At 44.9% G+C, this 14,284-nt stretch carries 15 protein-coding genes; 11 read left to right on the top strand and 4 right to left on the bottom strand.

Translation table 11 applies throughout. The annotated features are described in order from the left end of the window. Window positions 1-25: 25 nt before the first annotated feature. The 10 genes from ACJJIO_RS00425 (at window position 26) to ACJJIO_RS00380 (ending at window position 6,698) form a co-directional block, all read left to right on the top strand. Window positions 26-532: a hypothetical protein gene (locus ACJJIO_RS00425; RefSeq protein WP_444909787.1), complete on the top strand. Its 507-nt coding sequence runs from the start codon at window positions 26-28 to the stop codon at window positions 530-532. Window positions 533-680: 148 nt separating this feature from the next. After that, on the top strand, window positions 681-1,202 hold the full coding sequence (locus ACJJIO_RS00420; RefSeq protein WP_444909786.1) for a DUF3592 domain-containing protein: 522 nt from the start codon (window positions 681-683) through the stop codon (window positions 1,200-1,202). Window positions 1,203-1,541: 339 nt separating this feature from the next. Continuing rightward, entirely contained in the window at window positions 1,542-1,976 is a 435-nt protein-coding gene (locus ACJJIO_RS00415; RefSeq protein ID WP_444909785.1) for a hypothetical protein, read from the top strand. Window positions 1,977-2,278: 302 nt separating this feature from the next. After that, a complete protein-coding gene (locus ACJJIO_RS00410) occupies window positions 2,279-2,701 on the top strand; it encodes a hypothetical protein (RefSeq protein WP_444909784.1) in 423 nt (140 codons plus the stop codon). 91 nt (window positions 2,702-2,792) lie between these two features. Further along, the gene (locus ACJJIO_RS00405) at window positions 2,793-3,329 is read left to right on the top strand and encodes a hypothetical protein (protein WP_444909783.1); all 537 of its coding nucleotides are present in this window, start codon (window positions 2,793-2,795) and stop codon (window positions 3,327-3,329) included. Between the two features lie 184 nt (window positions 3,330-3,513). Next, window positions 3,514-4,167: a hypothetical protein gene (locus ACJJIO_RS00400; RefSeq protein WP_444909782.1), complete on the top strand. Its 654-nt coding sequence runs from the start codon at window positions 3,514-3,516 to the stop codon at window positions 4,165-4,167. Between the two features lie 409 nt (window positions 4,168-4,576). Continuing rightward, window positions 4,577-5,044, top strand: coding sequence for a Cys-tRNA(Pro) deacylase (gene ybaK, locus ACJJIO_RS00395; RefSeq protein ID WP_444909781.1), 468 nt, complete (start codon window positions 4,577-4,579; stop codon window positions 5,042-5,044). Between the two features lie 168 nt (window positions 5,045-5,212). Continuing rightward, on the top strand, window positions 5,213-5,674 hold the full coding sequence (locus ACJJIO_RS00390) for a GNAT family N-acetyltransferase (RefSeq protein ID WP_444909780.1): 462 nt from the start codon (window positions 5,213-5,215) through the stop codon (window positions 5,672-5,674). A 219-nt stretch (window positions 5,675-5,893) separates the two neighbouring features. Further along, entirely contained in the window at window positions 5,894-6,163 is a 270-nt protein-coding gene (locus ACJJIO_RS00385) for a GNAT family N-acetyltransferase (RefSeq protein ID WP_444909779.1), read from the top strand. A gap of 94 nt (window positions 6,164-6,257) precedes the next feature. Then, window positions 6,258-6,698: a hypothetical protein gene (locus ACJJIO_RS00380; RefSeq protein ID WP_444909778.1), complete on the top strand. Its 441-nt coding sequence runs from the start codon at window positions 6,258-6,260 to the stop codon at window positions 6,696-6,698. A gap of 179 nt (window positions 6,699-6,877) precedes the next feature. On the opposite strand, the gene ACJJIO_RS00375 is transcribed toward ACJJIO_RS00380, so the two are convergent. Further along, window positions 6,878-7,510 carry a YrbL family protein gene (locus tag ACJJIO_RS00375; RefSeq protein WP_444909777.1) on the bottom strand — a complete coding sequence of 211 codons (633 nt, stop codon included), beginning with the start codon at window positions 7,508-7,510 and terminating at the stop codon, window positions 6,878-6,880. 939 nt (window positions 7,511-8,449) lie between these two features. Between ACJJIO_RS00375 and ACJJIO_RS00370 the strand changes: the two genes are divergently transcribed. Next, window positions 8,450-10,195: a DUF885 domain-containing protein gene (locus ACJJIO_RS00370; RefSeq protein WP_444909776.1), complete on the top strand. Its 1,746-nt coding sequence runs from the start codon at window positions 8,450-8,452 to the stop codon at window positions 10,193-10,195. Window positions 10,196-10,279: 84 nt separating this feature from the next. Here the strand turns inward: ACJJIO_RS00370 and ACJJIO_RS00365 are convergent, their stop codons facing one another. The 3 genes from ACJJIO_RS00365 to ACJJIO_RS00355 are packed head-to-tail and all read right to left on the bottom strand — an operon-like array spanning window position 10,280 to window position 14,282. Next, entirely contained in the window at window positions 10,280-11,443 is a 1,164-nt protein-coding gene (locus ACJJIO_RS00365; RefSeq protein ID WP_252085684.1) for an acyl-CoA dehydrogenase family protein, read from the bottom strand. Window positions 11,444-11,454: 11 nt separating this feature from the next. After that, the gene (locus tag ACJJIO_RS00360; protein WP_444909775.1) at window positions 11,455-13,479 is read right to left on the bottom strand and encodes an acetyl/propionyl/methylcrotonyl-CoA carboxylase subunit alpha; all 2,025 of its coding nucleotides are present in this window, start codon (window positions 13,477-13,479) and stop codon (window positions 11,455-11,457) included. Next, a complete protein-coding gene (locus ACJJIO_RS00355) occupies window positions 13,479-14,282 on the bottom strand; it encodes an enoyl-CoA hydratase/isomerase family protein (protein WP_444909774.1) in 804 nt (267 codons plus the stop codon). The genes ACJJIO_RS00360 and ACJJIO_RS00355 overlap by 1 nt, the downstream gene beginning before the upstream one ends. Window positions 14,283-14,284 lie beyond the last annotated feature (2 nt).

Here is a 14,284-nt window from a genome sequence, read left to right as displayed (position 1 = left end):
TTAAATTTACCAATAGAGCTTTGATATGAGCAGGTTGTGTGTATTTATATTGGTTTTATTTGGGGGTGGCCCAGTCTTACTCTCCGCAAAAGAGAGTTGTGAAGAAAAGCTAGAGATTGTGTCAAAAGTTTGCGTGCAAGTGGCAGAAAATGCTTATAGTGAAATGCTTGAAATAACGCTAACCCCTGGTTTTGATGCGCTAAATAATTTGGAGGTTTATCATGCGGGGGGCGAAGAAGCCCTTTTGAAGAGCTATGATTTGCGTATTGATTTCGCAGTGATAGGTGCTAGTGAAATGCTGAATATGAAAATTCCTGAGGATGATAAATATCATTTGCACACTTTTCTGTCGCGAGTAAAAGATTATCGAGAAAAGTACCCTAGCACTGCAGTTGGTACAAAGTACTCACTAGAGGCAAAGGAGGTTCTTGGTAAATATATTCCTCCGGAAAAGGATTTGGGTAAAGAAAAGCAGAAAAAAATTATTCTTGATAGACTCCGCGAGTTGATCGGTAGGGATCGTGTTGAGTAACGTTAACTATTTCCGGCAGTTAAGTAGAGGCTCCGATATTTTTGCTGGAAGCCTTATATATATGTTTTGTGGTAGGTTCACTCCTATTTGCACGCATGAAGTATCCAGGGCTGGCTGCTGTTGCCAGCGACTCTAGGGGTATAAATTGATGGTTTTTAAATTTGTACAGCTACTTATTCCGGTGCTCATGATTTTGTTTGGGTTTTTCCTGACATTCATTTATCTGAAGCTACGTAAAACATTCAGTAATTGGCCTGTGGTAGTTGGAGAAATAACGCACTCCAGATTATTGAATCAATTGGATCTCAATGGAAAGAATGTAACTGAAGCAATAATTGCATTCAATTATAAATTTAAAGGGAAGGTGTACAAATCTGAAATGCCAGTCTTGCGGGGTTATGATCTGTTTCCAAGTTTAGAGTATGAAACTTACCTTACCAAGAAATGCCGACCAGGGGACGTTGTTGAGGTTAGGGTAAATCCAAAGGTAAATGAGTTTGCATGCTTAGAGGTGGCGCCATTCAGCCGGCTAAGTGCGATTTTGGTGCCGTTAATGCCAATTCTGGGTGTTGCTTTAATTGTTTTATCGAAAAATAATTATTTTTCAGAGTTATATGAATATTTGTTATTGCAGTATGATCTGGCTATGTATAAAGCACAAAACACCTAAAAAACATTACATCATGACTTCCTTGGTGGAAATCTTTTTTGGATGCTGCGTTTAGACCTCAAGGGCTGTTGAATTTTAGCAGTGCCTGGGATTGGTGTTATACGTAAATTGATATGAGTGCTCTATTATATCTGAGGTAGGAGGTTATTCTTCAAATTTTTAAGTCAGTGAAGTGTGCATCCCATTGAATGGGAATCTGAAGATATTGTAAAGAGTGGGCTAGGAAGCTTATTGCGCAATATTTATTGTTCAGCGGGTGTCTTCAGTAATAGAGTATAAGTTGCTCAAAACATTCTGGCCGCCCTTTATTAGTGTATTATGATTGCTGCAGAATTAACCATGAAAGAAGTTGAAAATTACACCATTCAAGAATTACAAGAAGCCATCGATGGAATGGATCAGGAAAAGTATCCGGAAAAATATATTGAGATTCAATCTGAACTATCCAGGAAAAAGGTGAAGGTTCAAGAGCTGAATGATCGGATAGTGAAATTGTCTGGGGTGACACCTTTGCAAAGAACGATGGATGAAGGTCAAAACACATTTACTTTCAAACGTTGCTTTTTAGCATGCTGTTGCAGTATTGGGCTGTTATGGTTGCTTCTTGGCATTCTAGGATTTTTTGGTTTTGGAACAATCATCGCAAATGGTGAGCAAGTACACGGTATTAGTGCATTGGTTTCCGCAGTGCTTGGTGGTGGTATTAGCTGCCTAATCTTTGGTTTTATGGTTTGGTTGGGTGAGAAGGTCCTTCGAATTTTCGAAGGCGCATGAAGTAATTCGCAAGTGAGACGATTTGTCATTAAGTTGGAATAATAAAGATCGAAATGGAAATGAAAAATATATTTTACCTGGCTGCCATTTTTTTAATGGAAGACGCTGATAAACTATATTGGGTTCGGTTTTCCTTATTTAATCGGCTATCTTGATCAACCTTCACTGAGTTGGAAGTTCTGGGTAAGTTATCCAAAATCGGAATATCAATATTTGTTGTCGATATTATCTGGTGCACAGACCTGCCGGGGTCGGGCAGTCAAGTTCTGGTTAACGTTTATAATTTATTTGGGTGAAAAGTAGTGAAAATAGAAGCAAGACAAATGTTTCAGTCAAATGGGTTGATTGATGATCTTGTCCTATATGCTAAATCAGAGGATTACTTACGGCTCGCTGATATTGTTGGAATAGCTATTAGTTCAAATAAGCCAATGCTCATGCTGTCTGAGTCAGAAATATCAATCGAGATTATATGTGATGAAACAAAAGAGGAGCTTTTTACGGCTCTTCAGAACAGGGCTAACGACTACTCCTCATTGGATGATTGGAATAGCCGGAACATTTTAAGAGTATACGGGAGTGGTGATATCCTTGCTAACTTTCAGCAGTTTCTGGTCAAACTATCTGGGCGAAATCCCGGGTACAGTTATATCAGTGAATACTCAGAAGACTATAGTTACTCGCGCTATTCACCTGAGTGGAGGCTTCATGTTGAATCCTGCTGATAAGTTAATAAATATCGTCACCCGATAGCATACACTTTAGGTTGTTAGTTCCCAGCTATGGGCGTCTGAGGTTTTAAGTATAAATTAGATTATGAATGATATTTTGCTTGGGGTGATTTTATTTGGTCTTCTTGTCCTAGGTCTGTTTGGGGTCATTTTTTTGATTCCGCTTTGGTTAAAGGCGTCAACTGAGTCAGAGCGAGATCCCAATCATCTTTACAGTATTTTTTGGGAGGAGGCTGGCTTTAAGGGAGAAAAAATTTCATCCGCTTCAGGGTGTCTTTTCCCCTTCATTGTTTTGGCTAATCCTAATTTCGATATTGAGGGGTTGATTTTATGTATTGTTGTTTCGGTAGTTTGCGGGCTATATCACTCTTCTGTTTATAGAGGTTATGCGATAATTACCGGCAAAATGAAAGTGGCTGGTGCGGCAGCTCTATGTATGCTTACTGCCGTTAGCTTTATGGTAAGGTATCAAGAGTTATCAAGCTTTTATATTATCTTCTGTGTCGCTTCAATTGGTGCTGCTTGGGGTAGTTATGCTGTCTACAGACGCGCTTACCTAATTCGATTAGAAAGGGTGGTATGGAGAGTAAAAAACCAGACTAAGCCGCCTCTTGTAAGCTGAGCCCCATATGAATTCTACTAATAGGCGAAGTGGTGCAACCTATATCTGGCTAAGAGGCCGCAGGAGTATAATATAGACAGCTAAAGCGACTCTCATTACATCTTTATTAGGCTGGGTGGTTATCATTTCTGATACAGAGGTCTATAAATGGTGATGATTCACGTTTCATAAAGGGTTGCTCTATATGAGCATAAAACCGTCAAAGATATTACTGATAAATATATTGATTACTGGCGCATTTTATGTGGCCGGTTTTGTCGCATTAGGCAGCTCGTATCCAACTATCGATTCTAGTGGTGAGCAAATAGTCCATTGGTTTTTAAATAATGGATCGAATGCTCGATTTTATGCTTGGACAGCCGCTTTCTTTTCTCTTGGCCTCGCTATCTTTGGTGGGCAGGTTTCAGCTCTGTTACCAAAGCCGAGTAGGTATATCTTTCTGGCAGGTGTACTAGGGTTTGCCATCACAGCTCAGGTACAGGCTTGGCTATGGGCAGGATTGGCACTGCATCCTGAAGGATTAGAGCCTGCAGTTGCTCGCACACTCTTTGACATATCTTCTTATTGGGGACCTTTGGTGAATGGGTCAACAACTGCGATGGCGGTAGCGTTTCTTGTTGTAGGGTTTGATAAATATGTTGAGATCCCGCGTTGGCTTACATGGCTCAGTATCATTTTCTTTGTAGAGCAGGCAATTGAGACGATTACTGTATTCGGTCACAAAGGCTTTATAGCCCCGGGGGGAACTATGAATGTCTATCTAGGAGGCCTTATAGGGTTTCTATGGATTGCAGGGGTTGTACGTTGGGCGATACCACGCATCAATCAGTCCTCTTAATATAAAATTAGTAGTCGCAGTTTTATTTCGCTTATGTGCTGCACTAGGAATACCTGATGCGAATTTTCAGCATTGGGCTGTATGAAATTTCAGGTAATGTAAGGGCTGAATCTAAAAGATTAGGAAAGAAACTTAGCGGGGGGTTCCTTTGGTATCTATGAAAACCTTCTCAGCCGTAAAAATTCTACTCTAAACTAATCGGTCAGGGTTCTATAGATTTTTTCATATTTACATTATCAGATTTCGATTGCTACATTCGTTTGAGAGCTGCAATCTGTTATGGTGGCTAATTGATAAGGTATGGCAAGGCATAAATACTAATAGGTTGTAGCAGACCTTTGGTTTTCAATGAGATAGTAATGCTACTTGCCAGTCGCCCAGTTACGGATATTAGAGGCTCAAGTGTAAAATGACACCAGCAATTTCTATGGCCAAGAAGGCTAAAATCTCTCATAAAGTACATGAATACACGCATGATTCATCGAGTGAATCATACGGATTGGAGGCTGCTGAAAAATTGGGGGTGCCCGAGTCTAGGGTCTTCAAAACACTAGTTGTTAGCCTGGAAAACAAAGAGCTGGCCGTTGGGATAATTCCTGTTTCATCAATGCTCAGTATGAAGCTCTTAGCAAAATCTGCTGGCGCTAAGAAAGCCACAATAGCTCCAAAATCAGATGTAGAAAGATCAACTGGTTATGTGTTAGGAGGTGTTAGCCCATTAGGTCAAAAAAGGCGACTTAAAACCATCATTGATTCTTCGGCTAGAAATAACGCTACGATTTATATTAGTGCGGGCCGCAGGGGGCTTGAAATAGAGCTGGCTCCTGATGACTTGGCAAGTCTTGTCAGCGGGGTTTTTTCTGAAATATGTCAGTAATTCCATATCTAATTGTATTGAGTGATTAAACTAGCAGGGGAGTGATTATGATAAAAATACAAGCTTTCAAGGGCTAAACTTAGCAATTCCATACGTTTCAAACTACACAAGGGGTGTGCTGGTAATGGGGGTTGATACACCATTGCGAACAATAAAGCTGAAAATACTATGAAAGCTATCGAATATCTAAAATTTAGCGAGGTTAATCCGCACAAATTTCTGCCTATATTAAATAGCCATAAGACAAGAAAGCATTTGATTGAGCATGAGATATTTACACTTAAAACAGTAACAGAATGGATGCATTCAAAAATAGAGGTAGATAAAGAGGCAGGTTGTAGAGTTAGAGCCATTATTGTTGATGATGAATTAGCTGGTTGGTGTGGGATTCAACAAGAATGTGGAAAGTATGAGATCGCGATTGTCATTGATGACCAGTTTTGGGGGGTAGGTAGAATAGTGTTTCAAGATCTAATGAGGTGGGCGCGGGAGCTTAATCATGATGAGGTATTAGTCAACTTCCATCACACTCGTCCTATTTATAAGTTCTTGGAGAAAATCGCTGAGGATATTCATGAGTCTGAAATATATGGCAGTAAATTTACAACGTATAAAATTAAATTGAAATAACATTGTTCAAAAATCAATGTTGATAGACACTAGAAAATTTAGTATTCAGGATGATTCGAACGTTCATTGCTACAGACTTTCCAAGAATCTTGGAGATCTATACTCTCTCTAAGTTAGATGAGCTTAGATTTGAAGCTGTGGAATTTGAGTTTCTACCGTTGGAAAAAGATGCGAAGAGGCTGTCAGCGCTAAGGGAGTCAGATATTTACGTCTACGAAGATGAAACAATTCTTGGCTATGGCGCAATGTTCTAGCAAGAAATTCAAGCTCTGTTTGTATGCCAGAGGGGAAGGGGTAGGGAAGTCGATGCTTGAGTTTCTGCTAGCAAAGGTCAGTGGCCAAGCTAAGTTGTTCGTTGCAAAATCTAATTGGCCTGCAATCAAGTTTTATCAAAAGTTTGGATTTGAAACAACCAAAGAGTTCATTGCTGAATACAATGGTACGCCGGTGCAGGTTATCGAAATGGTTTGTTCAAATAAGAAGTGTTAGCATCTCGATGTTTATTACTCCGACCTTACAGGGCTCCCAGAGGTTGCCCTAGCTTTACCTAGGCGATGGGCTAGCTCTTTCTAAGGAATCAAATATGACTGGTAGATTTAATTATTTGGGATTGGCGGGAATACTTACTCTGATCGTTGCAGGGTTGCATGCTGGTTGTATTCTGTTTGGTGCGGAATGGTATCGATTTTTAGGTGCCGGAGAGGCAATGGCTCAAATGGCTGAAGCTGGAGATTCTTACCCTACAATAGTTACAGGGATTATTGTGAGTGTTTTACTAGTTTGGTCTGCCTATGCTTTTTCCGGGGGTGGCCATATATTCAGACTCCCATTATTACGCACAGGGCTTACACTTATATCTCTAGTGTTGCTTGTGAGGGCGCTCGGTTTTTACTTTATCATGCCAGCTTTTCCGGATAACTCATTAACCTTTTGGCTTGTTAGTTCAGCATTGTGTTTTACTTTAGGTATTACCTACTTGCTAGGCTTGCATCAGTCATGGGGACGTTTATCCAGCAAAGCCTAACAAAGCCGTTAAGAATCGTCACTAAAAATACAACAGTAAAAAGCTGAAATATCGCTTAATTTGCATGGTCCTTTTGCTCGCAAATAGGAGTAGTTTCTAGAAGACTTACATAAATATCTGATGTAGCCAACATAACTGTGCTATCTCAAAGAAGAGGGTATATTGGGTTGGATGTATCTTTAAAAGAGTAACTCATACCCTGACTTTTTAAGTTCTTTGTTAACGAGTCTGCGTAATTTGGCTGTGCACCTGCGGTTAGCCCTCTGGTTATATAAGCGGGATATCGTTCGCAGAGAAGATAGTCCGCGGCTACCAATGCCGTCGATAACCACAAAATGGCTATTAATCTCATCCCATACAATATTAACCGTACGTAAGTCACGAACGACAATAAAGGTCTGCTCTAACCATTTCAGTAGGTCAATAAGGCCGTCGATATGCTTCTGGTTGAACTCCTGACTGGTGATCAATTTATGAAGAGTATCAGCTAACTCTCCAGTGTGTTTTTTGACGGCTCTTACAGTAATCCCCAGCCCTAAGTTAGTATCCACAAATCCTTTAAATTCTTGTACAAAGTGCGTATCTTTTACCTTACCTTCGCGCAAATAGATGTGCTCGGAAACCTCCTTTATGTATGGCCAATAGTAAGTAAGTCGGCGTAACCGAGTGGAAATGGAAAACTTGTAATCCATTGTTCTTCTAAACTGATCACTGATTACTTTAATAAGGAGATCATCTGATTCCGGGTGAGGAAATACTAGCTTCTCATTTCCCTTTGCGATGGCTTGGTCTAACCTTAACTGCATGTCCATAGTGCTTGCTCAAGAAAACTAGTCTTTTTTATTTTGTATTCCACTTTGAGGTTTGGTAGCCGATCAAAGGGAATGACTACTTAATTATAGTTAATATTTTATTTTTCTCTTGCGAAATGTTAGTTGAGAGAAAATGGGTTTAGCTGCTGTGCTGATACTGGATGTAAACTCTAGTGGACTTTATTTGTATAGGTACGGTGGTTTAGCAATTGGTAGTTAGGGAGTAAGTAGATGTATGTTTCTGAAGACTAAGAGAGTCTCTGAATAATTTCGTGATACCTCTGACTTTAAATCAAGATGTGGCTTTACTGGATCTTTCAAGCAGTCGCAATGCTGAGTATGAATGGCTCTGCAAGCACCGTAAGGGCTGGCCATGGAGGCCACTGATGTTGCGTGCACGAAAAATAATCGAAAAATCTGAGTTGAGAAAGTAATAGAGTGTGCTAAGCAACACGTTTGAAGGAATATGTTTTTATAAATTGAATAGAGGTTATATGTGTGCTTAGGGTGCTATTTTTGGAAAGTTGTCGTTAATGGCTATGTGGGCTTACTTATTGCCGGTGAAGAATAGCAGTATTTTCTTTAGGTTTAATGAAATCAGATAATGCTCGATTTTTGTAAAGATTAACTTATTCTCTTAATTATCCACTACGATGATTTTCTATCTTAAATTTGCAAAAATGTGAAACAGTCTAACCGAAGCCTAATGACTATTTCTCACCATTGTTGACTCTATCAGCTAAAAGAGTCATACACTTTATCTTTGGGGTTTATCTATCAATACCCTCGCTTCGCCGATACTTCGCATTTGGGGTGTTGAAACTCATTTTATTTCAGTGCTTACTATAAAATAGAAAATTGAAGTTTTCTTTTTAGAAGCCTTTTTAGTTAATTTTATGTTGCGGTCTTATAAGAATGATTAATGTAAAGAGAGCGGGTTTGGGTGCATTGGTAGTTTCATCGGTTCTTATGGGGTGCACTGTTGCCGATAACCAAACTGATGTGGCAGGTAGTGAAGCTGTAGATGACTCAGCACTACTCCATGACCTAGCGGATCAATATGCTGAGGTTTATTTAGAAAACTTCCAACCATATGCTTACTTCTCCGATATGGAGCTGGACAGGCACAACCTTTTCTTAAGTAACTCCCCCGCGAACTCTGCCTCTCTAGCGGCCTCTGAGGACAAAATTCTCAGTAAATTGGCTGAAATAGATCTGAATGGGCTAAAAAGTGATCAAGAGAAAGTGTTCTACTTCAAGCTGAAAGAGCGATTGGAGTCGAATGTTGGCTTAAGGGTCTGTAAGACTGAACTCTGGTCTGTTGATCATATGTTCGGTCCCCATATTATACTTGGCTTTTTGACGGAGGTTCAGCCGGTTGAAACTGCCCAAGAAAGGGCAGATGCGATTGAGCGTTGGCTTGACGCGGCTCGTTACTATGAGCAAGAAATAGCCAATCTCCGCCGTGGGTTGGAGCAAGGCTACTCCGCACCTCAGAGTGTGGTTAAGAGAGTCATTCAGCAAGTTGATGGTTTGACCCAAGTACCCATTGATGAGCACCCTTTCCTGAGTTTAGCGAAGAAAGCTAAGGACCCGGCATTTGAGGCAGCATTTAAACAGGTGCTTTCAGATCACGTTATCCCTTCAATGGTGAATTATAAGAATTTTCTAGAATCCACTTATTTACCTGAAGCCAGAGCCGAGCTTGGCATCCATGCGATTCCTAATGGCCGTGAATGCTATATGGCTCAGTATCGTTCTTATACGACATTGCAGAGAACACCAGAAGAAGTTTTTGAGTTGGGTTTAAGTGCTGTCAACGCAAACAAGAGCGAAGTGGTTCGCTTAGGCAAGGCGTTCTATCAAGTAGATTCCTATTCTGAGGCAGTGGCAAGGGCCAGTGAAGATAAAACTCAGAAATTTAACAGTGCTGATGAAATGCATCAGTTTTTTGAGGGCTTGGTAGATAAGTCTAGAGATTTAACCGTGGACTTTTTCCATGAAATGCCTTTGATAGAAATGGAAGTGAAGGCCATCCCTGAACATGAGCAGGGTTCTGGTCGCAGTGCACACTATATTCCGGGCACTAAGGAGCGAAAGGCAAGATTTGGATATGACCCGACAACCTATCAGGATGAGTCATACGCTTCTGCAGAGAAGGTAACTATCCATGAAGGATACCCGGGCCATCATATGCAAATTGCTCTCGTACAGGAGCAGGAAAAGTTTCATAAAATAGAAGATGCCTTGTCTAACTCTGCTTTTGCTGAAGGTTGGGGCAGGTACTCTGAACATCTAGCGGAAGAAGCTGGGATGTATCAGTACGGGTCCACCAAAATCCTTAGGCGTGCTTGGCCTGCCCGAGGTATGGTAGCGGATAGCGCAATGCATGTACTCGGTTGGAGTGATGAAAAAGTTGCGGAGTTTTTGCAGGATTCTGGCGCTTCATTTGCGAAAGGCCCGAGGACTCTAATGGACCGAATGGCAGTAATGCCCGCCCAGCTTACCTCTTATGATTCTGGTGCCCTCGAGATTTTCGCCTTGCGAGAACTGATGCAGAATGAACTGGGTGAGGACTTCGATATTAAGGACTTCCATGAGATTATTCTGAGAAATGGCAATGTCCCTATGGCCGTACTGAGTGAACAGGTAAGGGACTTTATCGAAAAAAAGAAGAAAGGTTAATTTAGGATCTTTACTAACTCAGTCCCACACCCATGCGGGACTGAGTTATAAATAGGCTTAGCAAGAGGCTTTTATCCTGCTCCTCTAAATTCCCATCTGCCTGGAAGCCAGATCCCGCATTATTTCTTCAGATCCGCCACCAATCGCATTCACCCGCACTTCACGATAGATACGCTCAATCCGACTGCCACGCATATAGCCTGCGCCACCTAACACCTGCATCGCTTCCCGGGCGCAGAATTCAAGGGTTTCTGTGGCTTGGACTTTGAGTAGAGCGATATCGGCTACCTTGAGCTGATGTTGTTGCTCTGCCCAGGCACAAAGGTCGAGATAGGCTTGGGTGGCATTGATGCGTTGAAGCATCTGGGCAAACTTGTGCCGAATCACCTGATGATTGGCGAGGCGCTTTCCGAAAGTTTGGCGCTCTTGGGCCCACTCAATGGCGTCCTGCAAACAGACCCGGCTGAATTCTACACAGGAAGCGGCAATGCCCAGGCGTTCGCGATTGAAGTTGTGCACTATGGGTAAGAAACCTTGGTTCTCACCGCCAATTAGATTGCTCGCGGGCACGCGCACCTGATCAAAAAAGATACTGGCCGTATCAGAGCACCACCAGCCCTGCTTTTTATCGAGCAGCTGCCGGCTAACCCCTTTGGTATCCGCAGGGATTAAGAGCAGGGAGATACCGCCGAAGCCTTCTTCACCAGTGCGCACGGCAGCAGTAAACCAGTTAGCGCGCATGCCGCCGGTGATATAGGTCTTTTCGCCGGTAACGATATAGTCATCCCCATCACGCTCTGCGCGGCACTGGAGATTGGCTACATCGGAGCCTGCGCCTGGTTCGGTAATTGCCAGGGAAATATGCTTATCACCACGTAATACCGAGGGGATAACCTGATCTTTTAGGGCCTCGCTGCCATAGTGCAGTAATGGGGGCAGGGCAATGCCGTGGACCATTAGGCTGGCGTAGAGTCCACCGGCGCCGGGGCGGGCTAACTCCTCTGCGGCAACAATCATATGGAAGACATCGGTTTCGATGCCGCCGTAGTTTTCCGGATAACTCATCTGCAGAAGGCCAACTTCTGCCGCTTTTTTCCAAAGCTCGGCGGGCAGTTGGCCGTCTTCGTCCCATTGAGTGATATAGGGAGTAATCTCACGGTCGACAAAGCGGCGCAACTGGGTGCGCCATTCCTGATGACCTTCGTCATAAAAGGGGCTTGCCATACGGGAGGCATCAATATCGTACATGCTGATCTCCTTTAGGAAGTGGCGTCGCTGGGGATTTTGGCGGTTTCAGTTGGTGTGTCTTCGATCTGCACCAGCAGCTGGCCACCGCGCACCTGGTCTCCTTCACAGGCGCCCAGTTTAATTACGGTACCGTCGCGGTCTGCGCGCAGGGCGTGCTCCATTTTCATGGCTTCCATTAAGGCGATGGTGTCTCCCCGCTGAACGCTTTGATTGGGCTCAACCAATACCTGCACCAGGCAACCGTCCATAGGAGCCGTGATGCGGCCACTGCCTTCGTTAAAGCTCGATTTGGCCGGGGCGTGGGTGATATCGACAAAATGGAATTGCCTACCGTCTAACAGGAGATGCAGATTGCTTTGGTTGGCTTGGAACAATCTCTTTTGGCTAACGCCATCCAGCAGGAGTTCAGCACTGTAAAGTCCACTTTCTTTTTGTGATTTCTTAAAATGGACCCACTGAATCAGGAACTGCTGTTCGCCTACTGAGATTTGGTAAGAATGATCTACTAACACCAGCAGCTCACAGTTTAGAGTTTGTCCTGAAATTTCCAGTCGGTAGTTGGTCGGCACGCTGTTGTCGCCACTGCGCCAGTCACTGCGGCCGCTGCGCCGATCCTGAGGGTTGGCTTGGTGCAAGTGATTCAGTAATGCGGCTTGGGCTGCAACTACTGCTGGAACCGATTCTGCGGATGTCAGCGTGCTGTTTTGGTCGAGAAAACTGGTATCGGCATCGCCAGCGATAAACTGTGATTCGGACAGGATCTTCTGCAGGAAATGGATATTGTTTTTAGGGCCGATAAATTCCAGCTGGCTTAGGGATTGGGTTAGCTTGCGCCGAGCTTCTTCTCGATCCTGCCCCCAGGCAATTAATTTGCCGAGCATAGGGTCGTAAAATGGCGTAATTTCGCAGCCACTTTTCAAGGCGTGGTCGATACGGATTCCTTGCCCCTTTGGCGCCTTCCAGTGGAGCACTTTTCCGGCCTGGGGTAGGAATTGTTGTTCCGGGTCTTCGGCATACAGGCGGACTTCAATGGCGTGCCCCTGCTGGGTGACTTGCTGCTGGGAAACGCATAGAGCTTCGCCGCGTGCTACTGCCAGTTGCCAGGCTACCAGGTCAAAACCGGTTACCATTTCTGTTACCGCGTGCTCTACTTGCAACCGGGTGTTCATTTCCAGGAAATAGAATTCGCCGTTGGGGCAGAGTAGAAACTCTACGGTGCCCGCGCCTAGATAACCGCAGGCTCGCGCGGCATCGACTGCGGCTTGCCCCATTCTTTCCCGCAGCTGGGTGTCGACCGCTGGGGAAGGGCACTCTTCGACCACTTTTTGATGGCGTCGTTGTACGGAGCAATCTCGCTCCCCCAGGTGAATACAGTTGCCATGACGATCCGCAAATACCTGGATTTCGATATGGCGAGCGTTGACCAGTGCCTTTTCCAGAATTAACTCGTCGCTGCCGAATGCACTCATGGATTCACTGCGGGCAGCGCGCAGCTGGGAGGCCAGTTCGCTGTCTCCGTGAGCCAGGCGCATGCCGCGCCCACCACCACCTGCGGCGGCTTTTATCATTAACGGGAAGCCAATGCGCCGCGCCTCGGCGATCAGGGTATCGTCGTCCTGGGCACCCTGAAAGCCGGGAATACAGGGTACGCCGGCAGCGGCAACAAACTCCTTGGCTTTGCGTTTGTTGCCCATTAGTTCTATGACTTCGGCACTCGGGCCAACAAAACTCAGTCCATTCTCTTCGCAAGCGCTGGCAAATTCCGCATTCTCAGCGAGAAAGCCGTAGCCGGGGTGGACGGCAGTGGCTCCGGATTTTTTAGCTGCGGCGAGAATTTTTTGGATATCCAGATAGGACTCCGCCGAAGTCTGCCCGCCAATGGGTACGGCGATATCGGCAGTCTGTGCGTGAAGTGCATAGCAGTCCGCATCGCTGTAGACGGCGACTGTGCGATAGCCTTCCGCTCGGGCAGTACGCATAATTCGCAGTGCGATCTCGCCGCGGTTGGCGATTAACAGGGTCTCTGTTGTCGACATCAGTGCTGCCACTCCGGTGATCGTTTTTCCAGAAATGCACGGGCGCCTTCGCGCCCTTCATGGCCTTGAATTGCGCGGGAAAACTGCTGTGCGGCGCCGTCGAGTAGTTGGCCGAGTGCAGTTTCATCGCTTACCCGCGCTGCATCCAGCAAGATCTGCTTGGTCGTTGCCAGGGCGCCGGGTGCGCAGGCATTGATTGCGCCCAGGTGTTCCTGCAGCGCGCCTTCGAGGGCTTCGGAATTATCGAGTAACTCATGGATTAACCCAATTTCCAAGGCCTGCTGTGCGTTGACTTTTGCTCCGCTGAGGGCCAGGCGTCGGGCCTGGGAGAGGCCGACCCGTGCCACGACAAAGGGAGCAATTTGTGCAGGCGGTAAACCCAGGCGGGTTTCCGGAAGGGCAAAGCGGCAACTGCGATCGGCAATGGCAATATCGGCACTGCAAGCGAGCCCAAAACCACCGCCCATTACGGCACCTTCCAATACGGCAATGACCACCAGGGGGGTGCGATTAAATCGCTCCATCAATTCGCCGAAGCGGCGGTTGAGGTGGAAGAACGCATCGCTATTACCATTACTCGCGCCCTGTTGCGCATTGAGCATATCGGCAATATCCCCACCGGCGCAGAAATTGTGTTCTGCACCGCGCAGCACCAGTGCTCGCACCTGCGGGTCTTCTTCCGCTTCTGCGAGCTTTTGCAGCAGCTCATCTACCATTTGCAAACTGATGGCGTTGCGCTGTTGTGGCCGGTTTAGCGTGAGGTGGCAGGCGATGCCAATGGTTTCATCAATGATTGTCTGCATAG

The sequence above is a fragment of the Microbulbifer mixtoriginis (SeqCode) genome, assembly GCF_052467235.1.
The sequence above is the reverse complement of the archived record's forward strand: the minus strand, read 5'-3'. Positions and strand labels throughout refer to the sequence as shown.